This window comes from Microtetraspora sp. AC03309 (genome assembly GCF_020826795.1).
Lineage (GTDB): Bacteria > Actinomycetota > Actinomycetes > Streptosporangiales > Streptosporangiaceae > Microtetraspora > Microtetraspora glauca.
This window is the reverse complement of the sequence record NZ_JADDIL010000033.1, coordinates 69,331-94,861: the sequence shown is the minus strand read 5'-3', so window position 1 is coordinate 94,861 and position 25,531 is coordinate 69,331. Positions and strand designations below refer to the sequence as shown.

25 protein-coding genes are annotated in these 25,531 nt (G+C 70.9%); 11 read left to right on the top strand and 14 right to left on the bottom strand.

Annotation, left to right across the window (positions count from 1 at the left end):
* Nucleotides 1–29: 29 nt before the first annotated feature.
* The 3 genes from IMZ11_RS20885 to IMZ11_RS20875 form a co-directional block, all read right to left on the bottom strand.
* Nucleotides 30–593, bottom strand: coding sequence for an AAA family ATPase (locus tag IMZ11_RS20885; protein ID WP_228643968.1), 564 nt, complete (start codon nt 591–593; stop codon nt 30–32).
* Between the two features lie 24 nt (nt 594–617).
* Nucleotides 618–2,081, bottom strand: coding sequence for an LCP family protein (locus tag IMZ11_RS20880; protein ID WP_228643966.1), 1,464 nt, complete (start codon nt 2,079–2,081; stop codon nt 618–620).
* A 722-nt stretch (nt 2,082–2,803) separates the two neighbouring features.
* Entirely contained in the window at nt 2,804–3,943 is a 1,140-nt protein-coding gene (locus IMZ11_RS20875; protein ID WP_228643964.1) for a neutral zinc metallopeptidase, read from the bottom strand.
* Between the two features lie 488 nt (nt 3,944–4,431).
* On the opposite strand from IMZ11_RS20875, the gene IMZ11_RS20870 reads away from it, so the two are divergent.
* Both IMZ11_RS20870 and folP read left to right on the top strand, forming a co-directional pair.
* Nucleotides 4,432–5,301 (top strand): LysR family transcriptional regulator, encoded by an 870-nt coding sequence (locus tag IMZ11_RS20870; RefSeq protein WP_228643962.1) that lies wholly within the window; start codon nt 4,432–4,434, stop codon nt 5,299–5,301.
* Between the two features lie 69 nt (nt 5,302–5,370).
* Nucleotides 5,371–6,204, top strand: a complete 834-nt coding sequence (gene folP, locus IMZ11_RS20865) for a dihydropteroate synthase (RefSeq protein ID WP_228643960.1) — start codon at nt 5,371–5,373, stop codon at nt 6,202–6,204.
* Nucleotides 6,205–6,232: 28 nt separating this feature from the next.
* Here the strand turns inward: folP and IMZ11_RS20860 are convergent, their stop codons facing one another.
* From IMZ11_RS20860 to IMZ11_RS20840, 5 genes are all read right to left on the bottom strand, one after another.
* Entirely contained in the window at nt 6,233–7,708 is a 1,476-nt protein-coding gene (locus tag IMZ11_RS20860; RefSeq protein ID WP_228643958.1) for an aspartate aminotransferase family protein, read from the bottom strand.
* Between the two features lie 41 nt (nt 7,709–7,749).
* Nucleotides 7,750–8,400 carry a TetR/AcrR family transcriptional regulator gene (locus IMZ11_RS20855; RefSeq protein WP_228643956.1) on the bottom strand — a complete coding sequence of 217 codons (651 nt, stop codon included), beginning with the start codon at nt 8,398–8,400 and terminating at the stop codon, nt 7,750–7,752.
* A gap of 28 nt (nt 8,401–8,428) precedes the next feature.
* On the bottom strand, nt 8,429–8,935 hold the full coding sequence (locus tag IMZ11_RS20850) for a hypothetical protein (RefSeq protein WP_228643954.1): 507 nt from the start codon (nt 8,933–8,935) through the stop codon (nt 8,429–8,431).
* A 145-nt stretch (nt 8,936–9,080) separates the two neighbouring features.
* The gene (locus IMZ11_RS20845; RefSeq protein WP_228643951.1) at nt 9,081–10,565 is read right to left on the bottom strand and encodes a cell wall metabolism sensor histidine kinase WalK; all 1,485 of its coding nucleotides are present in this window, start codon (nt 10,563–10,565) and stop codon (nt 9,081–9,083) included.
* Complete coding sequence (locus tag IMZ11_RS20840) at nt 10,555–11,229, bottom strand: response regulator transcription factor (protein WP_061259597.1); 675 nt, start codon at nt 11,227–11,229, stop codon at nt 10,555–10,557. The genes IMZ11_RS20845 and IMZ11_RS20840 overlap by 11 nt, the downstream gene beginning before the upstream one ends.
* A gap of 184 nt (nt 11,230–11,413) precedes the next feature.
* Between IMZ11_RS20840 and IMZ11_RS20835 the strand changes: the two genes are divergently transcribed.
* The 4 genes from IMZ11_RS20835 to IMZ11_RS20820 all read left to right on the top strand — a co-directional run bounded on the left by IMZ11_RS20835 (nt 11,414) and on the right by IMZ11_RS20820 (nt 15,262).
* The gene (locus IMZ11_RS20835; protein WP_228643948.1) at nt 11,414–12,589 is read left to right on the top strand and encodes a DUF2092 domain-containing protein; all 1,176 of its coding nucleotides are present in this window, start codon (nt 11,414–11,416) and stop codon (nt 12,587–12,589) included.
* A gap of 49 nt (nt 12,590–12,638) precedes the next feature.
* Complete coding sequence (locus tag IMZ11_RS20830; RefSeq protein WP_228643945.1) at nt 12,639–13,733, top strand: ABC transporter ATP-binding protein; 1,095 nt, start codon at nt 12,639–12,641, stop codon at nt 13,731–13,733.
* Nucleotides 13,734–13,824: 91 nt separating this feature from the next.
* On the top strand, nt 13,825–14,685 hold the full coding sequence (locus IMZ11_RS20825) for an ABC transporter permease (RefSeq protein ID WP_228643943.1): 861 nt from the start codon (nt 13,825–13,827) through the stop codon (nt 14,683–14,685).
* Between the two features lie 109 nt (nt 14,686–14,794).
* Nucleotides 14,795–15,262 carry a hypothetical protein gene (locus IMZ11_RS20820; RefSeq protein WP_228643941.1) on the top strand — a complete coding sequence of 156 codons (468 nt, stop codon included), beginning with the start codon at nt 14,795–14,797 and terminating at the stop codon, nt 15,260–15,262.
* Here IMZ11_RS20820 and IMZ11_RS20815 read toward each other — a convergent pair.
* The 4 genes from IMZ11_RS20815 to IMZ11_RS20800 form a co-directional block, all read right to left on the bottom strand.
* Nucleotides 15,195–15,992, bottom strand: a complete 798-nt coding sequence (locus tag IMZ11_RS20815; protein ID WP_228643939.1) for an ATP-binding cassette domain-containing protein — start codon at nt 15,990–15,992, stop codon at nt 15,195–15,197. The two genes, IMZ11_RS20820 and IMZ11_RS20815, sit on opposite strands and share 68 nt — an antisense overlap.
* Before the next feature lie 5 nt (nt 15,993–15,997).
* Entirely contained in the window at nt 15,998–16,783 is a 786-nt protein-coding gene (locus IMZ11_RS20810) for an ABC transporter permease (RefSeq protein ID WP_228643937.1), read from the bottom strand.
* A gap of 6 nt (nt 16,784–16,789) precedes the next feature.
* Nucleotides 16,790–17,554 (bottom strand): ABC-2 family transporter protein, encoded by a 765-nt coding sequence (locus IMZ11_RS20805; protein ID WP_228643935.1) that lies wholly within the window; start codon nt 17,552–17,554, stop codon nt 16,790–16,792.
* Nucleotides 17,555–17,660: 106 nt separating this feature from the next.
* Entirely contained in the window at nt 17,661–18,035 is a 375-nt protein-coding gene (locus IMZ11_RS20800; RefSeq protein WP_228643933.1) for a hypothetical protein, read from the bottom strand.
* An 89-nt stretch (nt 18,036–18,124) separates the two neighbouring features.
* Between IMZ11_RS20800 and IMZ11_RS20795 the strand changes: the two genes are divergently transcribed.
* Nucleotides 18,125–19,105, top strand: coding sequence for an alpha/beta hydrolase fold domain-containing protein (locus IMZ11_RS20795; protein ID WP_228643931.1), 981 nt, complete (start codon nt 18,125–18,127; stop codon nt 19,103–19,105).
* Nucleotides 19,106–19,292: 187 nt separating this feature from the next.
* Here the strand turns inward: IMZ11_RS20795 and aceA are convergent, their stop codons facing one another.
* Nucleotides 19,293–20,585 carry an isocitrate lyase gene (gene aceA, locus IMZ11_RS20790; RefSeq protein WP_061259590.1) on the bottom strand — a complete coding sequence of 431 codons (1,293 nt, stop codon included), beginning with the start codon at nt 20,583–20,585 and terminating at the stop codon, nt 19,293–19,295.
* A 415-nt stretch (nt 20,586–21,000) separates the two neighbouring features.
* Here aceA and IMZ11_RS20785 point away from each other — a divergent pair, with 415 nt between their 5' ends.
* Nucleotides 21,001–22,470 (top strand): XRE family transcriptional regulator, encoded by a 1,470-nt coding sequence (locus tag IMZ11_RS20785; protein ID WP_061259589.1) that lies wholly within the window; start codon nt 21,001–21,003, stop codon nt 22,468–22,470.
* A gap of 62 nt (nt 22,471–22,532) precedes the next feature.
* On the opposite strand, the gene IMZ11_RS20780 is transcribed toward IMZ11_RS20785, so the two are convergent.
* Nucleotides 22,533–23,108 carry a TetR/AcrR family transcriptional regulator gene (locus IMZ11_RS20780; RefSeq protein ID WP_061259588.1) on the bottom strand — a complete coding sequence of 192 codons (576 nt, stop codon included), beginning with the start codon at nt 23,106–23,108 and terminating at the stop codon, nt 22,533–22,535.
* A 103-nt stretch (nt 23,109–23,211) separates the two neighbouring features.
* Between IMZ11_RS20780 and IMZ11_RS20775 the strand changes: the two genes are divergently transcribed.
* From IMZ11_RS20775 to IMZ11_RS20765, 3 genes are all read left to right on the top strand, one after another.
* A complete protein-coding gene (locus tag IMZ11_RS20775) occupies nt 23,212–23,895 on the top strand; it encodes an MFS transporter (RefSeq protein WP_228643929.1) in 684 nt (227 codons plus the stop codon).
* Nucleotides 23,896–23,905: 10 nt separating this feature from the next.
* The gene (locus IMZ11_RS20770; protein WP_228643927.1) at nt 23,906–24,445 is read left to right on the top strand and encodes a hypothetical protein; all 540 of its coding nucleotides are present in this window, start codon (nt 23,906–23,908) and stop codon (nt 24,443–24,445) included.
* 98 nt (nt 24,446–24,543) lie between these two features.
* On the top strand, nt 24,544–25,494 hold the full coding sequence (locus tag IMZ11_RS20765) for a glucosyl-3-phosphoglycerate synthase (protein WP_228643924.1): 951 nt from the start codon (nt 24,544–24,546) through the stop codon (nt 25,492–25,494).
* The last annotated feature ends 37 nt before the right edge of the window (nt 25,495–25,531 follow it).

Here is a 25,531-nt window from a genome sequence, read left to right as displayed (position 1 = left end):
ATCACGGACCAGCTGCGCCGGGCGCCCCGCTAACGGATCGCCGCCCGGCGCAGCTGGTCCGTGATCGGCGGGGCGCCGAGGCGGTTGTCGATCTCGATGTACGGCACGGCCGGAGGCTCGTCCACACGAATGGCCCGGAGATACTCCTCGAACCGGTCGAGCTTCTGGCCGTCTCTGTCCAGTCCGCGCTCGGTCAGCCGCCTGCGCAGGGTGGGGCCGTCCGAGCGGACCCACAGCAGACGGACCGGAGGCCCGCCCAGTTCGGCGACCCAGTGCCGCCAACGGTCGGCGTCGTGCACCTGTGAGGTGAACGGCCCGCTGAGCATCACCGGGCAGCCGTGCGCGTGGATCTCGTGCGCGGTCGCGGTCAGACCGTCGTATTCGTGCCGCTTGACGTGCTCGTCGTACCACGGGCCCTCCCGCTCGCCGGGCGGCTTGCCGTACGCGGCGAGAGTGGCCTCGACGAAGGTCCCGTAGACCGTGTCCTTGTCCAGCAGGGCGGGCACGGGGTCCAATCGGCGCAGAAGCGCCGAGCAGACCGTCGACTTGCCCGCCCCGGGAGGTCCGGACACGATCCAGACGGGTGCCTTCATACCTCCATCATGTCCGGCGGTCCCTCAGAACCCGCAGAGCTCCGAGAGCGACTTCGCGGCCTTGTCGTTGGGTGTGGGGGTGGCCGTGTGGGCCGGCCTGCTCGCCGACGCGCCCACCGACGGGCTGGCCGACACGCTCGCGCCCGGCGAGCCGGAAGCCGAGACGCCGGTGCCGCTCGGGCTCGCGGTGACACCCGCGGCCGACGTACGGCTGTCCGCCACGGACTCGCGGATGGCCTTCAGGCTCAGCTTGCGGATCTTGGCCCAGTCGGGGTTGCCGGTGTAGATGACGGGCGGCACGAACTGCAGGCTGGTGATCTTGGCGTCCTTCACCTTCAGGCCGAGCGGGACCAGGTGCTCCAGGAGGTCACGTGGGATGTCGGTGCGGAACATGTGCCGCGCGGCGGCGGCGATCTTGTTGAAGTTGGCGAGCACCGTGGCCGGGCTGGCCTGCTGGGCGAGCGCGCCGATCACGCAGCGCTGGCGGGCCATCCGGGAGAAGTCGTCGCTGTTCACTCGCGAGCGGCCGTACCAGAGGACCTCCTCGCCGTTCAGCGTGCGGTAGCCGGCCTTGATGGTTCCGGCGGTGCCGTAGTGGCCGCCCCACTTGATGTCCTGCTCGACCCGGATGCGGAGCCCGCCGATGGCGTCGACCAACCGCGCGAAACCGAACATGTCGACCATCGCGTAGTAGTCGATGTTCAGGCCGAGCGTGTAGCCGATCGCGTCCTTCAGCGCCTCGGGGCCCCGGTTCTTGCCGCCCATGAGCTGCGGGTTGTTGTCGGCGTAGTACCAGACGGCGTTCAGCAGGCCCTGGCCTTCGGCGTTGAACCCGTTGGGGAACTGCTTGTGCATCGGGCTGCTCTCGGGGAACCGTACGTACTGCAGGTTGCGCGGCAGACTGAACAGGACGGTGTTGCCGGTGGAGAGGTTGACGCTGGCGACGGTCATCGAGTCGGTGCGCACGCCCTCGCGGTTGCCCGCGGCGTCCGCGCCGATGAGGAGGAAGTTCACCCTCTTGCGCCCGTTCCAGGGGTCCTCCGCCCTGATCGGGGAGGGGCTCGGGCCGCCCGGGTTGGGCACGAAGACGTCGTCCAGGAAGTCGTTCGCGGTGTTGACGGTGCTCGCGGTCAGCGCGAACGGGGCCATCACCGAGACGCACAGCACGCCGACGACGATGCCGGAGACGATCTGCCCCTTGCGGGGCAGGCGGTCCGGGCGGAGCGCCATGTACGACATGGCGATCAGACCGAACCAGGCGAGGGCGCATGCCCCCGCCGCGATCGTGACCGTGGTCATGGTGCTCGGCCGGAGCGCCGCGCCGGCGTTCCACAGGAACTGCACGCCGTAGGCCACCGCCGCGATCAGGATGGCGCCGAAGACGGCCAGCAGGATGAAGCCGGTACGGCGCTTGCCCGCCCGCAGATGGGCCGCGCCGGGGACGATCGCCGACAGGGCGGTCCAGCCGATGAGGGACCTGGTGGTCACCGGTTTCCCGTATCGCGGCCCCCCTCCCTTGCCCTGGGGGGCGCGGGGCGCGTTCTGTGGGCCGTCGGCCCTACGCGGCGGGCCGTCGCCGTTGCGCTGGGCGCCCTCACCCCTTCCGTTGCTCGTGCCGTTGCCGGGCGGCCCGTCACCCCTGCGGGGCGCGCTCCCGGCCACGCGCGGCGGAGCCTCGCCGTTACGCGGAGGGGCCGGGGGCTGCGGTTCTCCGGTCCCGCGACCGGCGGATCCGGCGTCCTGCTGGGAGGCTCGCGGCCTGCGCGCCGGACGCCCCGGTTCCCGGCCCGGCTCCCGACCGGGACCACCCGGCTCCCGACCGGGGCCGCCTGGCCCTCGTCCGGGTGTGCCCTGCTCTCGTGCGGGGCCGCCCGGCTCCTGCTCGCGCCGCCCCGCATCCCGCCTGGGGTTCGCCGCGTCGCGCTGGGAGCCGCCCGCCTCCCGTCCGGGATTTCCGGTGCCGCGACGTGAGTTGTCCGTCCCGCGCTCGGCGTTCCCGGCCCCCCGCTGGGCGTTTCCAGCGGGGCGTCTCCGGGGGCGCGGTTGTGACGGTCCCTCCGGACCGTCGCCGGCCTCGTCCATGGCGTCCCCACGGCGCATGGTCAACCGCTCCCGTCTCGACGGCAAATGCCCGGTATCTGAAGTTGCAGGAATTGACGACGGATTCTAGCCCCATATCCCGACAAGGCTGACAGAAGCCAAATAAGGGACTATGAGACCGAGGACGCACCGACGGCCCAGGTGTTGCACTGGTAGGCCTTCTGGCGCATGTATCCCTGCCGGAACCACCCGTAGTTACTGGCGGTGCTGCCGTGATCGCGTGGCCCGCCGGGTGGGTCGCCGAGATGGTTGTAGGCCCACAGCAGCGAGTTGCGCTGGGTCGCGCTGATCGGGTAGCTGGCCGCCACGGACCGCATGAACATGCCGCCGAAGCAGGTCGCCTGGAGTTCGTGCCGGCGCGTCAGAGCCAGCCGTGTGTTCTTCGACGAGGTCGCGAGGTAGTGGCTCCACCACTGGTCGGAGATGCCGGTGAGGTTCTGGACGTGATGGCCGTACTCGTGGGCCATCATGCTGATGATGAGGCCGTGCCAGTTGCCCAGCGAGCCGTACTCCTTGGTCATGGCGGACGTCGAGGCGTAGATCGTGCTGTTGCGCGGGCAGTAGTACGGCACGTTGCTTCCGGGAGACGGATAGTCGCCGCACGCGCCGCGCCCCTTACGGGCGGCGATCATGTACCCGGGTGCCTGCCAGTTGATCCCGACGCGGTCCAGGGCGGGTCCCCACGCGTTCCCCATGCACTTTCCGGTCTTCAGGATCAGCGCCTTGAACTGGGCGTGGTTGTAGATATTCGTGTTCCCCGCCGGGCATCGCGTCGTCGGCAGGGTGCCGGCGAGGTAGACGCTGTTGGCCTTCAGGCTCTTGTTGACCTGCCGCACCGGCTCCGAGGTGGGCCGTGACGTCGGCCGTGACGTCGGCTGTGACGTGGGCCGTGACGTGGGTCGGGTGGTCGGGGGAGAGGTCGGCTCGTTGCGCGGCGGAGGCGAGTAGGTGAACGTCGGCAGCGCGATGGGCGTGGTCGAGCTCTCGTGCCCGGACTTCTTGAGCAGCGCGGCGCCGACGAAGAGGACCACGAGGGCGAGTGCCATCACGCCCAGCAGTCCGCCGACGATCGCGCCGGCACCCGACTTCTTCTTCCGCGGCTGCCAGGTGGGCGGCGTGTAGCGCGGCGGCCCGTACGGGCCGGTGGGTCGCTGGGGACCCGGCGGGTACGGCGGGTTCGGATGCGGCGGTTGCGGGGACCAGCCCTGCGGGCCTTGCGGGTGACCGGGTGGTGGAGGCGGCTGGGGCATCCCCTGCGGCGGCCCCGGTGGCATTCCCGGCCCCGGTGGCATCCCCCGGGGTGCTCCCGGTGGCGCTCCGTGCGGCGAACCGTAAGGCGCGCCGTACGGCGGACTCTGTGGCGGCCCGTACGGCGATCCCTGTGGCGGACCCTGCGGCGGACCCTGCGGCGGCGGTGGGTACGGGGCCTGGCCGCCCGGCGGAGGACCCTGCGGCGGAGTCTGAGGCGGAGGCGGCGGATAGGGCGCGCCCTGCGTGCCTGGAGGTGGTGGCGGTGGGAACCCCGAGGGTTGCCCCGGGTACGGATTCCCGCGCTGAGGCGGCGGTGGAGGGTACTGCGTCGCCAAAGTTTTGCCCCCTTTTCCGGATATGGGGCAAAACCATACTGATTTCACACCTGTCACGGATGTCGCAGTAAGCGGGAGCGGAGGGTAATCGCCCGAGGTGATCTCTGCGATGTTCCGGAATAGCCGGGCCTTTCTGCCCTAGTTTTTCTCGCATGAATCTGCAGCAGCTCCGTTATGTGGTCGCGACTGCGGAGCACCGCACCATGACCGACGCGGCCCGGTCTCTTTACATCGCGCAACCCGCACTGTCCCGCGCGATCCGGGACCTGGAACGCGAGCTGGGCATGACCCTCTTCGCACGCTCGGGGCGGGGCGTCGTCGTGACGGCGCAGGGCCGCAGGGTGGTCAAGCTGGCCCGCGAGGCGCTCGACGCCGTCCATGAGATCGAGTCGCTGGCGGCGAACACGCACGCGGCCGGGGCCGAGCTGCGCATCGCCTCCACGCCGAGCCTGGAGCCCGGCCTCGCCGGGCGGCTGCTGCCCGCCTACGCGGCGGAGCATCCGGGCATCCGCGTGCACATCGTGCGGTGCGACGGGCGCGACAGCGTGGTCAGCGCCGTGCGCGAGCAGCGCGCCGATCTCGGTCTGACCGACCTGCCGGTGCCCACCGATCTGGTGACCCATCCGGTCGAGCGGCAGGAGATCGTGTTGATCTCACCTCCCGGATCCGGCCTTCCCGAGCCCGTGCCGCTGGCCCGGTTGACCGGCACGCGCCTGCTGCTGCCCACCGCCGGTAGCCCGCGCCGCAGGGAGTTCGACCACATCTTCACGACGTACGGCGTCCGGCCCGTCGTCGCGGTCGAGTCCGACGACCGGACGGGCTGGCTGGACACGGTGCGGGAGGCGGGCGTGCACCTGCTCTGGTACCGCGCGATGGCGGAGCCCGCCGCCAGGGCCGGCCTGGAGGTCCGTTCCCTGAGCCCTGCGCTGAAGAAGGTCATCGCGGTGGTCCACGCCCGGCGCAGGCTTCCGGCCATGGCCCAGGACTTTCTCGCCCTCGCGGAGGGCGGCTCCGCCGCCTAGTTTTGGAGCGCTCCAAATCCCGGATCCGTATTGATCGCTTATTCAGGTCGCAGAGGTAATCTGGCCGGGATGTCTACTCTGCGGCTTCGCGGCCGGGCCTTCGGCCCCGGTGACTACGCGATCATGGCGGTGGTCAACCGCACACCCGACTCGTTCTTCGACAGAGGGGCGACGTTCGGGTTCCGCGCGGCGCTCGACGCGGCCTCCCGCCTGATCGACGAGGGGGCGGACATCGTCGACATCGGGGGCGTCAAGGCCGGGCCGGGTGACGACGTGGACCCGGCGGAGGAGATCCGCCGGGTCGCCGACCTGGTGGCCGCGGTCCGGGCCCGCCACCCCGACGTGATCATCAGCGTCGACACCTGGCGGTCCGAGGTCGGAGAGGTCGTCGCCGAGGCGGGCGCGGACCTGCTCAACGACACATGGGGCGGGGTCGATCCCGGTCTCGCCGAGGTCGCCGCCCGGCACGGCGTCGGACTCGTCTGCGCACACGCCGGACGGGTCGAGCCGCGGACCCGTCCGCATCGCATCGCGTACGCGGACGTGGTGGCCGATGTGATCGACTACACCACGGGGCTGGCGGAGAAAGCGGTCTCGGCAGGCGTGCGCGAGGACGCGGTCCTGATCGACCCGGCCCACGACTTCGGGAAGAACACCTGGCACTCCCTGGAGATCAGCCGCCGCCTGGACGAGATGGTGGCCACCGGCTGGCCGGTGCTGGTGGCCGTGTCCAACAAGGACTTCGTCGGAGAGACGCTCGGCGGCCTGCCCGTCGAGGAGCGCCACGCCGGGACCCTCGCCACGCTCGCCGTCTCCGCCCTCCAGGGGGCCCGGGTCTTCCGCGTCCACGACGCGGCGAGCGCCCGCGCCACCCTGGACGTCGTCGAGCGCCTGCGCGCCTGACCCGCCACCTCCCGGGAAGGCGGGGTGATCAGGAGTAGATGCCGGCCAGGAACCGGACGAGCACCGCCTCCCGGACCTCGGCGGGCAGCGCGTCCAGGACGGCGTTCACGACGGCCATCTCCTTCGGACCCTCGCCGCCGAGCTCGATGCCGACCGCCGCGGCCATCTCGGCGAAGGTGGCGTCGTCGAGCGCGTCCAGGTCGATCGAGGCGATGAGCTCCGGCAGGCCGTCCGGCACCACGGCGGGGCCTGACCGCCGCGCCGCCTCCGCGGACTCGGCGATCACCTCCAGCATGGCGTCGACGCCGAGCAGTGTGACGCCGGTGACGGTGATGTGGATGTTGGCCGGGATCCCGGCGTACGAGAGCTGCGGCTGGAGGAACCAGCCGCGCCTGCGCGCCTCGTCGGCCAGCACGAACACGTCGATCCCGCCGTCAGGCTCGGCCGCGATGGCGACGAGCGAGGACTCGGGACGGCCGAGGACCCGCAGGCCGGGGATCGCCGCCACACCCTCGACCAGCCGCCGGGTCGCCTCCAGGGTCGTACGGCCCAACTCCAGATAGCCGTCCCGGCCGAGTGACTGGAGGGTCGCCCACGCCCCGCCGAGCGGGCCGGCGGAGCGCGAGCTCTGCACGGTGGCGTTGATGATCGTGTATCCGGGCCAGGCGGCGGACGCGAAGTAGGCGCGGCGGCGCAGCTCCTCGTCCCTGAAGAGCAGGACGGAGGCGCCCTTCGGCGCGTAGCCGAACTTGTGCAGGTCACAGGAGAGTGACGTGACACCGGGAACGCTCAGGTCGAACGCGGGGATCTCCGCCCCCGCCTCGCGCAACCACGGAAGCAGCCAGCCGCCCACGCAGGCGTCCACGTGGCAGGGCACACCCCGGGACGAGGCGAGCGCGGCGACCTCCGCGACGGGGTCGATCACGCCCTGCGGATAGGACGGCGCGGAGACCACGACGAGGATCGTCCGGTCACCGATCGCGGCCTCGACCGCGGGCACGGAGACGCGGAACGTCACCGGGTCCACCGGGACGGGGACGACCTCCACGCCCAGATAGTGGGCGGCCTTGTGGAACGCGGGATGCGCGGTCACCGGGAGCACGAGCTGCGGGACGCCGCGGTCTCCGCCCGTCCCCTCGCCCGGCCCCGCGCCCGCACTCTTCGCGCGCCAGTGGTCCCGGGCCGCCTTCACCGCCAGCATGATCGACTCGGTGCCGCCGCTGGTGAAGATGCCCAGGATGGATCCGTCGCCGCCGAGCAGGTCCGCCACCGCGCCGACCACCTGCTTCTCCAGCGCCACCATGCTCGGGAACGCCGTCGGGTCGAGCATGTTCACCTCGAGCATCTCGGCGTACACCCGGTGCGCGGCGTCGTGGATCTCGGGGCGGCCGGTGTCGTACACGTACGCGGTCACCTTGCCGCCTCGGACGGGCAGGTCACCGGCCTTCAGCTCAGCCAGCTCGTCGAGCAGCTCATGAACCGGCCGGCCGTACTCGGGAAGCATCAGATCTCCTTGGGGGACGGAGAGCGGAGGGAATTCCGATGCTAGAGAAGGTACTCGGCGGGCGGCTCTCCGGGGAGACAGAGCTGGCGGTGCCACAGCCGGTGCATGTGCCGGCGGAACCGGCGCAGTGTCTGGGGATCCGAGGCTCGGTGCAGCAGGCCGTCAGGTCCGATGAAGCCACCGCGAACGAACCCGTGGGCGCACCAGATCACGGTCCAGATGCTGAATTCGATGTCGATGTCCACGTCGGAGTCGCACCGGGCGAGCGATTCCCGCAACAGGTCGCCGACCACGACGATGACCGGCTGGACGTACCGCTGCTCGAAGTCGGTGACGTCGACCGCGTCGGCGAGCCAGCGATGCATCCAGAGCGCCAGGTTGTCCGGGTACTCCAGGCAGAAGTCGAGATACCTCTCCAGCAGCGCGTGCACGGACCCGGTCTCGCGGAACTCCCGTACGGACTCCTCCAGCATGGCGCGGTGCCGCCGGAAGGCGAGGTCGAGCACCGCGAGGTAGATGTCCCGCTTGCTTCCGGCGACCGCGCCGAGCGTGGCCAGATCGAGCCCCGACGCCTCGGCGATCTGGTGGAGGGACGTGCCGTCGTAACCGAGGGCGGCGAACAGGCGCGTCGCGGCGTTGACGACGAGGTCGGACTGCGCCCCCTCGTGTGGCTCGCTGCCCTGGTATGTCATGAAACGGGACTACCCTTCGCGACCGGAGTCAACCTGACGGCGACGGGCTCACGAGAGGCGGGCTGGGAAGCGTCGTGGCGACGGAGGCCATCTGGACCGGGACGTCCCGCACCGTCACCGCGCCGGCCTTCCTGAAACGCATCCGCAGGGTGACGTACTGTCCGACGGTGAGCGGCCGCTCCAGGTCGCGCAGGGTCACGGTGAACGGGCCGGTGCCCACCCAGACGAGTTGCAGCACGGGTATCGGGATCTCGGGTTTCGACATGTCCACGGTCTTGGCCACGCCCTCGGCGGTTATCTGGACCAGGCTGTCCTCCGTCTTCCCCGCGTTGATCAGCGAGAAGTAGACAGGAACGGAGGCGCCCACCCGATCCTGGGCGGTCGGAGCGGGGCCGACGATGGACGCGTTTCTGATCTTGATCTCGCCGACCTGCGTGTTGGCGCCCTCGGTGGTGGGGTAGTACTCGGGCGTGACCGGCTCGGTGCCGCAACCGACGCCGGCGAGCGCCAGGACCGCAGCCGCGGCACACCGCAACCACCCGCGCGACCGTTCACGCGGCCTTTCATGAACGCACGACATGAGCCACGCCCCCCGCACACTATTTGTGGCCACTCGGATACATAACGTATACAACGCCGGGCTGTGCGGACGGTGCGGCCCGGCGACCGAGGTGGAGCCTTTACCCGAGCCCTCCCCGGGCGGCGCGTCCGGCGGTCGCCCCCGGTCCTGCCTGCGGCCCCGGGGCCGGTCGCGACGCCCGTCCGGACGCCGCGAGGGGCAGCCGGACGACGGCGCGCAGGCCCGGCGCGGCCTCCTCCAGATGGACGCTCCCGCCGTGGGCCCGCACGGTCTCGCGGACGATGGCGAGACCGAGTCCGGCGCCGCCGTCGTCCCGGCTTCTGGCGCTGTCCAGGCGGGTGAACCGGTCGAAGACCCGCTCCCTGTCCTCCGCCGGGATGCCCGGCCCGTCGTCGGCCACGGTCAGCACCGCCATGCCCCCTCCCGCGTCCCCTGCGGCGCTCTTCTCCGAGCGCAGCCCGACGACCACCGTCGAGGTGGCATGCCGTACGGCGTTGGCGACCAGGTTGGTGAGGACCCGTCCGAGATCGAGGGCGTCGCCGTACACGGTGATCCCCGGGGTGAGTTCACCGGTGACGCCGTGCCGTTCGGCGGCCCGTCCGGCCAGCGCGGTCAGATCGACCGGCTCGCGCCGGGCGGGCCGCCCCTCGTCGAGGCGGGCCAGCGCCAGCAGGTCCTCGGCCAGCCGGGACAGCCGCATCGTGTCCTCGAGCACGCCCTCGGCGGTCTCCCGCCACTCCTGGCCCTCGGGGTGGCTGAGCGCGACCTCCAGTTGCAGCCGGATGCTGGCCAGCGGGCTGCGCAGCTCGTGGGAGGCGTCGGAGATGAGGGCGCGCTGCCGGGCGTCGGCCACCTCCAGCCGGGCCAGCATGTCGTTCAGCGTGGTGGCGAGGGAGTGCACCTCGTCCCGCGCCTCGGGCACCGGGAGCCGCCGCGCGCGGGCCGTCCCGCTGATCTCGGCCGCGCCCCTGCGCAGCAACGCGATCGGCCGCAGCGTCCGGCCGATGACCAGCCAGGACGCCGCCGCGAGCAACACCAGCAGCAGCGGCGTCCCGACGATCAGCACGTGCCCGGTGGTCTCCAGGCTGCTCTGGACCTCCTTGAACGACCGCGCGGCGACGACGGTGCGGCCCGCGTCGGCGCTGAGGACCCGCGCCCGCAGCGGGCCGGGGATCCCGTACGGCCTGCCGTCCAGGAACAGGGGCGTCCCCGAGCGGATGGCCGTCTCCCGCTGCTTCCAGCCGAGCAGCGGGACCAGCCGATCGGTGTTCGGCGTGGCGTTGACGATCCGCCCGGTGGCGTCGAGCACCTGGACGATCGTGTTGTCCGTCGTGACGATCTGGTCGCCGAGCCGCCCGGCGTCGGCCAGCGCGACCACCTCGCGGGCGCGCTGGTACACCTCGTCGTCGATCGTCCCGGCCAGCGCCCTGCCGAGGACGCCGACGAACACGTACGCGGACACGGCCAGGGCGAGGGCCAGGATCGCAGAGGCGGTCGCGGTGAGCCGGAACCGCAGGCTCCTGCGCCGCCACCATCCGGCGGGAAACCGCCCGGGGCCGGTCCAGGGCGGCGGCTCAGCCGCCATCGCTGACCAGCCGGTAGCCGGCGCCGCGCACCGTCTGGAGCGCGTTCCTGCCGAACGGGGTGTCGATCTTGCGCCGGAGGTAGCCGACGTACACCTCGACCACGTTCGGATCGGTGTCGTAGGTGTCCCACACGTGTTCGAGGATCTCCGTCTTGGACACGACCTCGTCGTGCCGCCGCATCAGGAACTCCAGCAGCGAGAACTCGCGTGGCGTCAGCTCGACGGCGGTCTCCCCGCGCGCGACCAGGCGGCGGGCCGGATCGAGGGAGAGGTCGCCCGACCGCAGCACGGCGGGCCGCCGCCCGCCACCGCGCCGCAGCAGCGCCCGCAGCCGGGCCACGAGCACCACGTACGAGAACGGCTTGGCCAGGTAGTCGTCCGCGCCGAGGTCGAGCCCGTCGGCCATGTCGTACTCGCCGTCCTTGGCCGACAACATCAGGATCGGCACCCAGTTCTCCTCCGCGCGCAGCCGCTTGCACACGTTGTAACCGGACAGCTTGGGCAACATGATGTCGAGCACGACCACGTCGTACTCGCCCGTACGGGCACAGTGCAGGCCGTCCTCGCCGTCATGGGCGAGATCGACCGCGAACCCCTCGGCCTGCAGGCCCCTTTTCAGGGCAGCCGCCATCCTTCGTTCGTCTTCGACCACCAGAACCCGCATTGCCCCATCTTGGCGCCTGTTGCCTGAGACCTGGCTGAGAGCCCTCTCAGCTCGTCTCAGCGTCGGCTCAGGTTCGGTCGCGCAGGCTACGGACATCGGGCCCGTCGAGCGGACCCGGTGAATTTCATCCGTTTCACCCGTTTCGCGCGGAACACCGGGCGATTCACCAGAGTGGAGGCATGACATGCGGAATGGAGCACGTGCGGTGAAGTGGGGAGTGCCGATCGTCGCCGTCGCGGTGGTGGCCGGGGTCGCGGCGGCCGGGCCGGTGATCGCGGCCGTCCAGGGTGACCCGTCCCTGCCGGAGCGTACGGCGCAGGAACTGCTCGCCGACGCCGCGCGGACGTGGCAGTCGGGCACCGTGCGGCCGATGTCGGGGACGATCGTGGAGACCGCGTCCCTGGGCCTGCCCTCCCTGCCGAACATGGGCGGCGGCGCCTCGCCCTTCTCCTTGCTGGCCGGCTCCCACCAGGCCAAGGTCTGGTACGGCGGGCCCGAGCGGATGCGGCTGATGCTGCCCGGCGAGATGAGCGAGAGCGATCTCGTCGTGAACGGTGATCAGGTGTGGTGGTGGGACAGCGCCGCCAACACGGCCACCAGGGTCAAGGGGGGACCGGCAGTCGGCGAGCCGGACGCCTCGCCGTTCCCGAGCGCGATCACCCCGCAGCAGGCGGCGGAGGAGGCGCTCAAGGCGGCCGGAGGGAACACCCGGATCACCGTCGGGAAGGACGCGACGGTCGCGGGCCGCGCCGCCTACGAGGTCGTGCTGACGCCCACGGACGGCGGCTCGCTGATCAAGGACGTGCGACTGGCGATCGACGGGGAGACCTTCATCCCGCTGCGCGTCCAGGTGTACGCCAAGGGGACCGCCGAGCCCGCGTTCGAGGTGGGCTTCGACAGCGTGACCTTCTCCCCGCCGGCACCGGAGAACTTCACCTTCACACCCCCGCCGGGAGCGAAGGTCGAGGAGGCGGCGGTGCCGTCCTTCACGCGGCTACCGCACGGGAAGGACGAGCACGAGGCCGACGCGCCACGCGTGGTCGGCGAAGGCTGGGACCGGGTGCTCGTCGCGTCCGTCCCCAAGGGCTTCGGGCAGGACCCGGCCGGGACGACGGGCAAGACGACCGGTGAGGCGACCGGTGAGACGTCCGGCAAGGAGAAGTCCTGGCGTGATTCGGCGGATGGCGCGGCATCGCTCGCGGACGGCCTGCTGAAGTCGGCGACGCCGGTGAGCGGGGAGTGGGGGAGCGGACGCCTGATCCGGACGAAGCTCGTCACGGTGCTGCTCACGGACGACGGGCGACTGGTCGCGGGCGCGGTCACCCCCGAGGTCCTCTACGCCGCGGCGGGGCAGAAGTGAGCCACGCGCGACGGTCTCCGGTGATGCACGCGGCGGGACGGTCGGCGGGATGAGCCCGCCGACGAAGGCGGGGGCGCCCAGCGCGGCGCCCCCGCCCTCCACCGATGAGAACGTGACAGGGAACGCGACAGGGAACGCGACAGGGAACGTGACGGACCGCGCGACTGAGAGCACTGGCGAGAGCACTGCTGAGAGCACTGCTGAGAGCACTGCTGAGAACGCGATCGTCACGACCGGGCTGACCAAGCGGTTCCGCGGCGGTCAGGTGGCCGTGGACGACCTCGATCTGGTCGTCCCGCGCGGGGCGGTCTTCGGCTTCCTCGGGCCGAACGGTTCGGGCAAGACGACCACGATCCGGATGCTTCTCGGGCTGGTCACCCCGACGTCGGGCGCCTGCTCGGTGCTCGGCGAGCCCATACCCGCGGGGATCTCCAGGGCGCTGCCGCGGGTCGGTGCCCTCGTCGAGGGGCCCGCCTTCTATCCCTATCTCACGGGCGAGGCCAACCTGCGCCGGTTCGACGCGGCCGATCCCCGCTCGGACCAGCGTACGGTGCGGCGCCGCGTCGGCGAGGCGCTCGACCGGGTGGGGCTCGGGGCCGCGGCCGGCAAACGGTACCGGGCCTACTCCCTCGGCATGCGCCACCGCCTGGCCATCGCGGCGACCCTGCTGGGGCCCAGGGACCTGCTCGTCCTCGACGAGCCGACCAACGGCCTCGACCCCCAGGGCACCAGGGAGGTACGCGCGCTGATCAAGGAGGTGGCCGCGGACGGGACCACGGTGTTCGTGTCCTCCCACCTGCTGTCCGAGGTGGAGCAGATGTGCACCCACGTCGGTGTCATGCGCACCGGGCGGCTCGTCGCCCAGGCGCCGATCACGGAGCTGCGCGCGGGCGCCGCGCCCGCGATCCGGGTCGAGACGCCCGACGCGGGCGAGGCGGTGGCCGTACTCTCCGGGCTCGGCCTGGCGGGAGCGGTCCACGCCGACGGGGTGGCCACAGCCGCGCTGGGGGACGCCGCCCCCGAGCGGATCTGCGCCGCGCTCGTCCGTGAGGGTGTCGCCGTACGGGGCTTCGCGGTGGTGCGGCCCAGCCTGGAGGACGTCTACGTCCGCCTCACCGGGGAGGGTTTCGATGTCGAATCATGAACCGTCGGATCGCGCACGTCGACCGTCGACGGCGGTACTGACCCCGCCGGACCGGGCGCCGGACCAGGCGCCGAACCAGGAGACAGCACGGGTGGCGACAGAACGGGCGGGAGCCGTACCGGACCGCGGGCCGGGGCGTCTCCGGGCGGCGGCGCGGCTGCTCGGAGCCGAGGCGGCGCTGACCTTCCGCAGGCCGCGGCACCTGGCCATGCTCGGGGTGCTCGCCGTCGTGCCGATCCTGATCGGGGTGGCGGTGCGCCTGGTGGCCGGGGACGGCGTGACCGAGTCGATCGTCGCCCAGGTGGCGGGCAACGGCCTCGTCCTCACCTTCGCCGCGTTCTTCGTCATGCTGCCGCTGATCCTGCCGCTGGCGGTCTCGGTGGTGGCGGGCGACGCCGTGGCGGGCGAGGCGAGCCAGGGAACGCTGAGGTACCTGCTCACCGCCCCGGCCGGACGCGGCAGGCTGCTGGCGCTGAAGTACGCGAACGTGCTGCTCTTCTGCCTGGCCGCGTGCACGCTGGTCGCGGTGTCCGCGCTGGTCGCGGGCTTGGTGCTGTTCCCGTCCGGGCCGGTCACGCTGCTGTCCGGCACGACGGTCCCCTTCGCCGAGGGCCTGCTGCGTGCCGGGGTGGCCGTGCTGTACGCGTCGGCGGGGATGGCGGCGCTCGGCGCGCTGGCGCTGCTGTTCTCGACGCTGACCGAGAATCCGATCGGCGCGATCTCCGCGACCGTGGTGCTCGTCGTGGTGTCGGAGGTCCTGGCCGCGATCCCGCAACTGTCGGCCCTCCGGCCGTTCCTGCTGACGTCGTGGTGGAACGCGTTCGACGGGGTGCTTCGCGCGCCCATGGACACCGGGCGCATGGGGACGGGGCTGCTGGTCTTCGCCGGCTACATCGTGATCTCCGGTTCGCTCGCCTGGGCGCGGTTCACCTCGCGCGACGTCACGTCCTGACGCCAGTCAGGACGGGAGTATGCGGTTTTGAGGATTTTGTCGCTAATGTTGCCGCCAACCGCGGGGCGCCCGCACCCCCCTCAGGGCGCTCCCACACGAGGTGGTGGTCATGCGGCACTTCTTCGGGTTGCTGGTCGGCGTGCTTCTTGCGGCGGCCCTTCTCTTCGGAGGCGGCTGGGCCGCCCAGGAGGCGGTGCGCGGCGCGGCCCAGAACATCGAGCCCTTCAAGGACTCCCGGATTCTCATCGCCTTCGGTGTGCTGGCCGTCGTGGGACTGCTGCTCGGCCTGGTGCTGGTCGGCCGGATGTCCCCGCTCGCGGCGTTCGTGCCGTCGATGGCGCTGCTCGCGTGGACGGTCGTCTACGCGCTCGACGTCAGCCGCGCGGCCGGCCTGGCCCCGACCGCGACGTCCCTCCACAAGGAGGTCGTCCAGGCGGGGCACGGCATGCTCACGCTCCTCTCCACCGGCGTGTACGGCATGCTGGGCGTGGCCCTCTTCCTGCCGGTGCTCATGCCGTCGCGATGGGCGGGTCCTCCTCAGGACGATGAGGACGAGTTCGAGGAGCAGGGCTACTGAGATAGAGGTGGGCGACGACGTCCTCGATGGACGTCTCGCCCGGCACCGTCGCGCGCAGCTCGTCCACCGTGCCGTCGAAGGCCAGCCGCCCGTGGTCGATCAGCATCACCCTGCGGCACAGCCGTTCGATGTCGCCGAGGTCGTGCGTGGTCAGCAGGACGGTCGTCCCGTGCTCGGTGTTGAGCTCGCGCAGGAACGCGCGGACTTCGGCCTTGCTGACGATGTCGAGCCCGATCGTCGGCTCGTCCAGCACGAGGACCGACGGGTCGTGCAGGAGCGCGGCGGTGATGTCGCCGCGCATCCGCTGGCCGAGGCTGAGCTGGCGGACCGGCGTGCCGAGGAAGTCGCCCAGCCCGAGTCGTGTGGTCATCTCGTCGAGCCGCTCCCGGAATCGGGCACGATCTACTTTGTAAAGGAGTCGGACCAGTTCGAAGCTGTCCCGCAGCGGGAGGTCCCACCACAGGGTCGTGCGCTGCCCGAACACCACGCCGATCTCGCGGGCGAGCGCCGTACGGCGCCGGGACGGGTCCAGCCCGGCGACGGTGACCCGGCCCGAGGTCGGCGCGAGGATGCCGGTCAGCATTTTGATCGTGGTGGACTTGCCCGCGCCGTTCGGGCCGAGGTAGCCGACGAACTCCCCGGCCCCGACGCGGAAGGACAGGTCGCGTACGGCGTGCACGGTCGTGCCGCGGACGCGGAACGACCGGCCGATGCGGTCGACGTCGATCATCTGCTCTAACTCCCTGTCGATCGGTAGCGGCGGACTCCGGACCGCCAGGCGAGCGCCGCGACGGCGGCCATCGCCGCCGCGGCGGCCGGTGAGAGGAAACGCAGCCAGTACGGCAGGCCGAGGGGATCCTCGCGGCCCAGTACGTACAGGCCGGGCTGCCAGTTGACGAACGCCAGCGGCAGGACGTAGGTGACACCCCGGACGAGGTCGGCGCCGTACACGCTGAGGGGGTACTGCGTGAGCTGCGCACCGCCGTACGTGAAGGCGTTCGCGATCTCGGGGGCGTCGGTGAGCAGGAACTGGAGCGCTCCGCCGAGCGCCCAGATCGAGGTGAAGATCACCAGCCCCGAGAGGACCATGACGGGGATCATCCAGGCCCGGGTGACGGGCACGTCCAGCCGGGCCAGGCCGATCCCGAGGACGACCGCCGCCTGCAGCACCCGGCCGGCGCGGTGCGGGGTGAACCTGTCGGCGGTGATCTGGACGAAGGTCCCGACCGGCCGGATCAGCATGGCGTCGAAGGTGCCCGCCCTGATGTGCTGGCTGATCCGGTCGGCGTTGCTGAACAGCAGGTCGGCGAGCGAGAACGCCAGGCCCGCCGTGCCGTACAGGAACATGACCTCGGACAGGCCGAGGCCGCCGAGCGTCGTGGTGTTGGCGAAGATGACCCAGATGACCGCGACGTCCAGACCGGCGGTCACGCAGCCGCCGACGGTCATGAGGGTGAACGAGACGGGATAGCGCGCGGCCGCCCTGGTCCACGTCCAGATCAGCAGGAGGTAGACGCGCATCGGCTCTCACCCACCATCGACGACCACCTTCCGCCGTGCCGCCCGGGTCAGGAGGGCGCCCAGGCCGAGCAGGACGGCGGCCCACATCACCTGGAACCCCAGCGCGCCTGGGATGTCGGCCTTACCGAGATAGATGTCGGCGGGGACCTGGACCATCGCCGACCAGGGGAGGGCTCGGGCGAACGTGCCCAGCCAGCCCGGGAAGATGACCAGGGGGAGCATCAGCCCGCTGAAGAACGTCGTCAGGACCAGTGACATGACCGCGAGGCCCCGGTCGTCGCGCAGCCAGCAGGTCGCCAGCGCGACGATGTAGCGCCAGCCGAAGCTGATGACGACGCCGAGCGCGAAGCTCACCGCGAACGCGGCCCACACGGTCGCCTCGCCGGGGAAGCCGATCCCGAACAGCAGCGCGCCGGCGATGGTCGGCGGGACGCTCCGTACGAAGAAGAGGAACCCGGCACGGCCCAGGTCCTCGGACAGGCTCCACAGCAGAAGGGGTGCCGGGCGCACCAGGTCGAGGGCGATGTCGCCGGTGCGGATGCGCTGGGTGATCTCCAGGCCGCCGCCGAAGACCTGCATCGGCCCGATGTACGCCTGGGTGAGGAAGCAGAAGGTCACCGCGTCGGTGACGTCGTACCCGCCGAGTGCGGGACGGGCCTGCCAGAGGGCGATCAGCACGTACGCCCGCAGGGCCCCGAAGACCGTGTTGGTGAACGCCCCGGCCGCGGCGGCTCCCCAGTAGGTCGCGTGCTTGCGGAAGCTATATCGCACAAGTTGGGCATAAAGGGATAAGAGGTGCGATTCGGTGAGGAACCTCCGATGAAGTGTGGGCACGAACGACGAAACTTAGCGTCCCGCCGGAGCGCGGGCAACGGATTTAACGATCGACCAACCGGTAGACGAAGCGCAGACCCGACCATGTCTCGTCGACGGCGCAGACCTTGTTGTCCACCAGTCCCCGCTCGAGGCCGTATTCGCGGACCGGGCCTCCGGACAGGTCCGTCGCGACGCCGCTGGATTTCTTGGGCCAGCACACCCACAGCCCGCCATCCCTCGCGAGCCGCCCGGCGGCGCCGGGGAACTCGTCCAGAAGAGTGGCCATGTCCGGACAGAACAGCAGGATCACGTCGTACGGCTCCGGCCCTTCGTGGTCGTCGATGCCGAGCCCCGAGGGGGAGTTGATCATGAGTACCCGGTGTCCGGGCTTGATCCCCAGTTTTCTGGGCAGAGGGGTTCCGGAATATCCCGACATATAGTGAAATCCTTCCGGTCGGCGCGGTCTCCGTCCGCAAGAGCGGTAGTCCGCGGCAATCATCCCAGCAGACGGGAGTGGAGGTCAGCGTGAAATCGGAGATCGATGTCGACATCCATCCCGGCTACCCCGTCAGCTGGCAGGCCGCCGCTTTCAACGGGATCATGCGAGGTACGGCCCGCCCCATCTCCGCCGTCCTCCTGCGGCACACGGCCGGAATGGCCCTCGCCAGCAGGTTGATCGGCCTCGGGCAATGGGTGCCGGGACGTCTCCCGCCGGAGGCCTCCACCGTCCAGGCCAGCTTCAACGGCTGCTCGGGCGAATGGGTACGGGGCGGCCCCGGCCTGGACGAGACCAAGGTGCTGCTCTATTTCCACGGCGGCGCCTACTTCATCTGCTCGGCGGCCACCCACCGGCCCATCACCTGGCGGTTGTCGGCGGCCACCCGGCGCCCGGTGCTCGCGCTCGACTACCGGCAGGGGCCGGTCCACTCCCTCGCCGAGTCCCTCAGCGACGCCCTCGAGGCGTACGAATGCCTGCTCGATCGGGGGTTCGCGGCGAAGGACATGCTGTTGGCCGGGGACTCGGCCGGCGGGCACCTGACCCTCGCCACGCTGCTGGCCCTGCGGGACCGGGGCGTTCCGCTGCCCTCCGCCGCCATCTGCCTGTCGCCGTGGACCGACCTGACCGACGGGTGCCGCAAGGACAACCGCTGGCTGGATCCGATGTTGCCCGCGGGCCGGGTGGACTGGCTCGCCCGGCAGTGGACGGAGGGCCTCGACTGCCGTGACCCCCTGGTCTCGCCGGTGTTCGGGGACTACACGGGCATTCCTCCGCTCATGATCGTGACCGGCTCGACCGAGATCCTGCGGAACGAGGCCCGCCGGGTCGCGCTGAGCGCGCGGGAGAACGGCGTCCCGGTGACCTACGAGGAGTGGCGCCGCATGCCGCACGTGTTCCCGATCCTGGCCGACGTGGTGCCCGAGGCGCGGATCTTCTTCCGGCACGTGTCGCGCTTCCTCAACGCCGTCGAGGTCCGGGCCGGAGGCTCCGACACCGCCGCCGCGTGACCGTCCCCGCCCCGTGAACTGTGAGGGAGTGAGGGCCCGCAACAGACCTGGGAGACGCGAGTAGGGCCCCGTCACCTGCCGTCAGATCCCGGGGGTGACCTGCGGCGCCGTGACGGGGCCCTCTCATCGACCTGGTAACGGGTCCGCCCGCCCCCGGAGGGAGGCGGACGTCACCCGATCCCGCTGGTTAGTGAGCCTGCGCGAACTGCTCCTCCTCGGTCGAGCCCTTCAGGGCCGTCGTCGAGGAGTCCGGCGCGATGGCCGTGCTGACCAGGTCGAAGTATCCGGTGCCGACCTCGCGCTGGTGGCGGGTGGCGGTGTAGCCGCGGGACTCGGCCGCGAACTCCTTTTCCTGCAGCTCGACGTAGGCGCTCATGCCGTCCTCGGCGTAGCCGCGGGCCAGCTCGAACATCGAGTAGTTCAGCGAGTGGAAGCCGGCGAGCGTGATGAACTGGAACTTGTACCCCATGTGTCCAAGTTCCCGCTGGAACTTGGCGATGGTGGAGTCGTCCAGGTGCTGCTTCCAGTTGAACGACGGCGAGCAGTTGTAGGCGAGCATCTGGTCGGGGTACTGCGCCTTGATCGCCTCGGCGAACGCGCGGGCCACGTCGAGGTCGGGCGTGGAGGTCTCCATCCAGAGCAGGTCGGAGTACGGCGCGTACGCCAGGCCGCGGGCGACGCAGGCGTCGACGCCGTTGCGGACGCGGTAGAAGCCCTCAGCGGTGCGGTCGCCGGTGCAGAACGACTGGTCGCGGGGGTCCACGTCGCTGGTCAGCAGTGTCGCGGCCTGGGCGTCGGTCCGCGCGACGATCAGCGAGGGGACTCCGCAGACGTCGGCCGCGAGGCGAGCCGCGTTGAGGGTCTTGATGTGCTGTGCGGTGGGGATCAGCACCTTGCCGCCCAGGTGGCCGCACTTCTTCTCCGAGGCGAGCTGGTCCTCCCAGTGCACGCCCGCGGCTCCGGCGGCGATCATGCCCTTCATCAGCTCGAACGCGTTGAGCACCCCGCCGAACCCGGCCTCGGCGTCGGCCACGATCGGCGCCAGCCAGTGGGGAGCGTTCGCGTCGTCCTCGGACCAGGTGATCTGGTCGGCCCGCAGGAGGGCGTTGTTGATGCGCCGCACGACCGCGGGCACCGAGTTGGCCGGGTAGAGGCTCTGGTCGGGGTATGTCTGGCCGCCCAGGTTGGCGTCGGCGGCGACCTGCCAGCCGGACAGGTAGATGGCCTTCAGGCCGGCCTTGACCTGCTGCACGGCCTGGTTGCCGGTGAGCGCCCCCAGGGAGTGCACGTACTCCTCGGTCTGCAGCAGGTGCCACAGCCGCTCGGCGCCGAGCCGGGCCAGCGTGTGCTCCTCCTGGACGGATCCGCGCAGCCGCACCACGTCCTCCGCCGTGTAGGTGCGCTGGACGTCCTTCCATCGGGGGTTGGTGTCCCAGTCGTCCTGGAGCCGCTGCGTGGCCGCCTTGAACCGGTCCGACATTGTCGTCACTCCCTTGTTGCTGCCGCCCACTACAGGACATTTGCCCTGTTTGATGCGTTCTGTCGTCACCTGGGTGCTTGGTTCGAGTTTGCGGCGATGTCGGGAGTTCCAGCAAGGCGAGATCACTGTGAAAGACGGCAGATTTTTCGGCCGAGCGAATACTGGCGGGTATTCAGGAGAGAAGAAACGCGGACTTTTCTCTATGGACTAGACCAATGACAGTCGCCCCTCCGGGCTGGTGGCAGCCGGAGCGCGGGGGCGTGCGTGGGGGAGCGGAAGCCGCACCGGCGGCGCGGCTCCGCCGAGCGCGGGCGCGCGGGTCTCGCGGCGGTGGAACCAGTACGGCGCGGAGTCGCGGACGCTCTGCGACGCCCCGGAGTGGAAGAAATCACGAAATTTCGCATATGATCGCGGTATGGCATCCTTGCTTGGCGAAGAACCGCTGTCTTTGACGCAGGAGCTCGATCTCCTCGCCTTCGGTCAGCGGCTCAAACATCTGCGCAAGCAGCGTGGCCTGACCCTCTCTGAGCTGGGGGAACGCGTCGGGCGCGCGCCGAGTCAGCTCTCCCTGCTGGAGAATGGCAAGCGCGAGCCGAAGCTGTCCCTGCTGAAGTCCCTGGCCGCCGCGCTGAACGTGCCGGTCGAGGAACTGCTCCGCAGGCAGGCCCCCAACCGGCGGGCCCAGTTGGAGATCGCGCTTGAGGAGGCCCAGCGGGATCCGATCTACGCGAGCCTCGGGCTGAGCAGGCTGAAGGTCTCCGCCCGCGTCACCAACGACGTGCTCGAGCACATCCTCGGGCTGTACGAGGAGCTCAAGGCGCGCCAGGCCAAGGGGACGGCCACGCCCGAGGAGGCGCGGGCCGCCAACGCCGAGCTGCGCCGCAAGCAGCGCGAGCTGGGCAACTACTTCGAGGAGATCGAGAACGCCGCCGCCGAGTCGCTGGCCGCCGTGGGCTACCGCACGGGCGCGCTCTCGGAGAGCACCGTGCAGGCGCTCGTGTCCCACTTCGGGTTCACCGTCCACACCGCGCAGGACCTGCCGCGTTCCGCCCGCTCCGTGACGGACCTACGCAACCGGCGGATCTACCTCAAGCGCGAGCAACTCGGCATGCACACCCCACGCACCGTCCTCCTGCAGACCCTCGGCCACTTCGCGCTCCAGCACCACAAGCCGCGCGACTTCGCCGACTTCCTCCGCCAGCGGGTGGAGGCGAACTACTTCGCCGCGGCCGTGCTCGTACCGGAGGCGGCGGCCGTGCCGTACCTGCGGGAGGCCAAGCAGGACCGGGCGCTGTCGGTGGAGGACCTGCGTGACGTCTTCGCCGTCTCGTACGAGATGGCGGCACACCGGTTCACCAACCTGGCGACCAGGCACCTCGACCTCGTCTGCCACTTCGTGCGCAACAACGCCGGAGGCATCATCTACAAGGCGTACGAGAACGACGGCATCGTCTTCCCCGCCGACGAGCAGGGCGCCATCGAGGGCCAGCGGATGTGCGTGCAGTGGTCGGGCCGCCAGGTGTTCCTGTCACCCGACCGGTTCTCGGTGTACTACCAGTACTCCGACTCGCCCACGGGGACGTACTTCTGCGTGGCCCACGTGGACCCGTCCCAGGGTAAGGACTACGCGATCACCCTGGGTGTGCCGTTCCGCGAGTCCCGCTGGTTCCGCGGCAGGGAGACGACCAACCGGACCAGGTCCAACTGCCCGAACGGCGAGTGCTGCCGCCGGCCGCCCTCCGAGCTGGCCCAGCGCTGGGAGGGCTACGCCTGGCCGTCGGCGCGGGCGAACTCCCACGTTCTCGCGGCCCTGCCGCCGGGGTCGTTCCCCGGCGTCGACGAGGCCGACGTGTACGCGTTCCTGGAGCGGCACGCCGCGTCCTGATCCATCGGACCGCCCGGCCGGAGCCCATGTACCCCGCCGCTCAAGGTTCCGGCCGGGTCTCGTCAGTCCAGGGCGGAGCGGACGAGATTCACGAGGCTCTCGCGCATCGCCTCGTGGTCGCCCGCCGCGTCCTCGCCGAGGAAGATCCGGCCGAACTGGGGCATCGCGGTGGGCCATATGGCCATTCCGACGAGCGTCATCAGTGTGCGCGCGACCTCCGGCGACGGGGCGCGGCCCATCCCGTCGGCCAGTGACGCGGTCTTCCTGCCGCACTTCTCCACCCGGTACTCCTGGCCGGGCAGCAGCTCCTGGCCCCGGTAGTGCAGCGCCTCCCACATGAGCAGCCGGACCAGGTCCGGATGGTCGCGGTAATAGTCGAACAGCCGCCCCACGTAGTCGCCCGCGTCCTTCCCGGGCATGGCCACGGCCTCGGCGAGCTCGTCGAGCGCGGTGACGATGACGGCGTCGAACAGCTTCTCCTTGTTGCCGAAGTGGCCGTAGATCCGCTCCTTGTTCACCCCCGCGCGCTCGGCGATGGTGTCGACGCGCGCGCCGGCGACGCCCTTCGCCGCGAACTCGACGCGGGCGGCGTCAAGGAGGGCCGTCCTGGTCGCGGCGGTCGAATCCTTGGGTGACATCTGAAGAGGCCTCTTCCCGGGAGGTGCTGCCGTGGCGGGTCTCCAGGATACGGCCGGAACCCCGAACCATACTACCAACTAGTTGGTTGGCTACCTTCCCGGCATGACCTCGACGCCCCTCCCCGCCTCCCGCCCGCCCACCTCGTCACCCGTCCCGTCACCCGCCGGACCGGCCGTTCCGGCGCCCTTCGGCCGTACGGTGCTCGTTTTCGTGCTGACCGGCCTGCTCGCCACCGGCCATCTCTACGGCGTCATCCCCCTCTTCGACACGATGTCGAACGACTGGGGCACCTCGGCCAACACGCTCACCTGGCTGGTCAGCGCCTTCGGCTTCGGCTACGCCTCGGGGTTCCTGGTCTTCGGCCCGCTCTCCGACCGGTACGGCAGGCGCCGGGTGATCGTGGCGGGCATGGCGGCCACCGCGCTCACCACGGCGCTGGTCGCGGCGAGCACCGGAGCGGGCACGGCCATCGCCCTGCGCTTCGTCGAGGGCGCCACCACGGCGGCGTTCGCGCCCGTCGCCTTCGCCTACATCGCCGAGCGGATCGAACCCCGGCGCCGCGGCGTCACGATGACCTCCGTGACCTCCGCGTTCTTCGCCTCGGCCGTGATCGGCCAACTCGCCGCCAAGGCCGTCGCCGACCTGGCCGGGTGGCGGACGGTGTTTCTCGTCGGCGGCGCCGCCTTCGCCGTCATGGCCGTGGTCCTCGCCCGGGTGATGGCTCCCGGACACCGCGACCGGCGCGGTCGCGAGCCCCTACGCCGCCGTACCCGCCCTGGTCCGTGACCCGCGGCTCGTGCTGCTCTACGCCGCCACGCTGGTGATCCTCGGCGCGTTCGTCGCGATCTACACCGCGCTCCAGCTCGAGGGCCCCGCCGAGATCGCCGGGAACCCCGCCGCGCTGCTGACACTCCGGGCGACCGCGCTGCCCGCGTTCGTCGCGATCCCGTTCGTCACACCGTGGCTGGCCAGGCTCGCCGCCGGTCGTCGGGCCGGCCTGGCCCTGGTGGTGGCCGCCGCGAGCGCCGTCGTGATAGCGATGACCGCCTCGGGCGTCGTCGGGCCGGCGCTCCTCCTGGCCGTGTTCGCCTTCGCCTTCGCCATCGGCATCGCCGCGCCCAGCGTGATCGAGACGGTCGGCGGCCTCGCGGGGCGGGCGCGCGGCACCGCGGTCTCCCTGTTCACGTTCTTCCTGTTCGTCGGCGCGAGCCTGGGACCGCAGGCCGCGTCCGCGCTGGCTGAGTACGGTTTCGCCGTCCTGGTGGCCGCCGTCGCCGTGGCACTCCTCGCCGGCGCCACCCTCATCCTCACCGCATCCGCGATCCGGGCGCGGTGACGTCCTCCGGCGAGTGCGGTACGGCCGCCGCCGCCCGCCCGGTACGGGACGCCATAAGGTGATGAGTGTGGACTGTGGCGTAGAGAAGAGGGTCGTGCGTGCTGCCTGAGGTGGAAGCCTGGCTGCACAGCCGTATGACATCCTCGGCCGACTGGCCCGTCAGGGCTCTGATGGACGCCAAGGGCGCCACGAGGATCAGCGTCGTGCTGCCGGCCAGGAACGAGGCCGAGACCGTCGGTGAGATCGTCTCGGCGATCCGGCGGGATCTCGTCGAGGCGGTCCCGCTGGTGGACGAGCTCATCGTCATCGACTCCCGGTCGACCGACGAGACGGCGGCGCACGCCGTAGAGGCGGGGGCGAAGGTCTTCGCGCAGGACGAGATCCTGTGCGACCTGCACCCGCTCGACGGCAAGGGCGAGGCGTTGTGGAAGTCCCTCGCCGTGAGCACCGGAGATCTCATCGTCTTCGTCGACGCCGACCTGCGGGAGTTCCGCACCTCGTTCGTGACCGGCCTGCTCGGGCCGCTGCTCGCCGACCCCTCGATCGTGTACGTCAAGGGGTGCTACGACCGGCCGCTGTCCGAGCTCCAGGGTGGCGGAGGGCGGGTCACCGAGCTGGTGGCGCGGCCGCTGCTCAACCTGCACTGGCCGCTGCTCGCGGGGTTCGTGCAGCCGCTGGCGGGCGAGTACGCCGGGCGGCGCAGCGCCCTGGAACGGGTGCCCTTCGTCACCGGGTACGGCGTGGAGCTCGGCCTGCTGATCGACCTGCTCGACCTGGCCGGACTGGACGCGCTGGCCCAGGTCGACCTCGGACGGCGGGTGCACTCCCACCAGTCCACCGAGGCGCTCGGCGGGATGGCCGGACAGATCATGTACACCGCCTGGTCGCGGCTGGAGCGCCAGAACCACATCGTCTCTCTGCACTCCCCGTCTCCCGCGCTCACCCAGTTCAGGCGCGGCGTGTCCGGACACGACCCCGTGGTGCGTGACGTCGCCGTCGCGGAGCGCCCGCCGATGGTGACCATCCCGCACTACGCCGGCTCATCGTAGGTGTCCCGGTAGGGGGCCTGACGCGCTGTGATCGACT

Excerpts from the sequence above, each read along its gene's own strand:
- IMZ11_RS20845 (WP_228643951.1), bottom strand. The coding sequence starts at position 10,565 with ATGGCGGCTGAGCCGCCGCCCTGGACCGGCCCCGGGCGGTTTCCCGCC.
- aceA (WP_061259590.1), bottom strand. The coding sequence starts at position 20,585 with ATGTCGGACCGGTTCAAGGCGGCCACGCAGCGGCTCCAGGACGACTGG.
- IMZ11_RS20860 (WP_228643958.1), bottom strand. The coding sequence starts at position 7,708 with ATGCTTCCCGAGTACGGCCGGCCGGTTCATGAGCTGCTCGACGAGCTG.
- IMZ11_RS20830 (WP_228643945.1), top strand. The coding sequence starts at position 12,639 with ATGAGCCCGCCGACGAAGGCGGGGGCGCCCAGCGCGGCGCCCCCGCCC.
- IMZ11_RS20785 (WP_061259589.1), top strand. The coding sequence starts at position 21,001 with ATGGCATCCTTGCTTGGCGAAGAACCGCTGTCTTTGACGCAGGAGCTC.
- IMZ11_RS20800 (WP_228643933.1), bottom strand. The coding sequence starts at position 18,035 with ATGTCGGGATATTCCGGAACCCCTCTGCCCAGAAAACTGGGGATCAAG.
- folP (WP_228643960.1), top strand. The coding sequence starts at position 5,371 with ATGTCTACTCTGCGGCTTCGCGGCCGGGCCTTCGGCCCCGGTGACTAC.
- IMZ11_RS20820 (WP_228643941.1), top strand. The coding sequence starts at position 14,795 with ATGCGGCACTTCTTCGGGTTGCTGGTCGGCGTGCTTCTTGCGGCGGCC.
- IMZ11_RS20835 (WP_228643948.1), top strand. The coding sequence starts at position 11,414 with ATGCGGAATGGAGCACGTGCGGTGAAGTGGGGAGTGCCGATCGTCGCC.
- IMZ11_RS20885 (WP_228643968.1), bottom strand. The coding sequence starts at position 593 with ATGAAGGCACCCGTCTGGATCGTGTCCGGACCTCCCGGGGCGGGCAAG.
- IMZ11_RS20875 (WP_228643964.1), bottom strand. The coding sequence starts at position 3,943 with ATGCCCCAGCCGCCTCCACCACCCGGTCACCCGCAAGGCCCGCAGGGC.
- IMZ11_RS20870 (WP_228643962.1), top strand. The coding sequence starts at position 4,432 with ATGAATCTGCAGCAGCTCCGTTATGTGGTCGCGACTGCGGAGCACCGC.
- IMZ11_RS20810 (WP_228643937.1), bottom strand. The coding sequence starts at position 16,783 with ATGCGCGTCTACCTCCTGCTGATCTGGACGTGGACCAGGGCGGCCGCG.
- IMZ11_RS20780 (WP_061259588.1), bottom strand. The coding sequence starts at position 23,108 with ATGTCACCCAAGGATTCGACCGCCGCGACCAGGACGGCCCTCCTTGAC.
- IMZ11_RS20775 (WP_228643929.1), top strand. The coding sequence starts at position 23,212 with ATGACCTCGACGCCCCTCCCCGCCTCCCGCCCGCCCACCTCGTCACCC.
- IMZ11_RS20815 (WP_228643939.1), bottom strand. The coding sequence starts at position 15,992 with ATGATCGACGTCGACCGCATCGGCCGGTCGTTCCGCGTCCGCGGCACG.
- IMZ11_RS20855 (WP_228643956.1), bottom strand. The coding sequence starts at position 8,400 with ATGACATACCAGGGCAGCGAGCCACACGAGGGGGCGCAGTCCGACCTC.
- IMZ11_RS20840 (WP_061259597.1), bottom strand. The coding sequence starts at position 11,229 with ATGCGGGTTCTGGTGGTCGAAGACGAACGAAGGATGGCGGCTGCCCTG.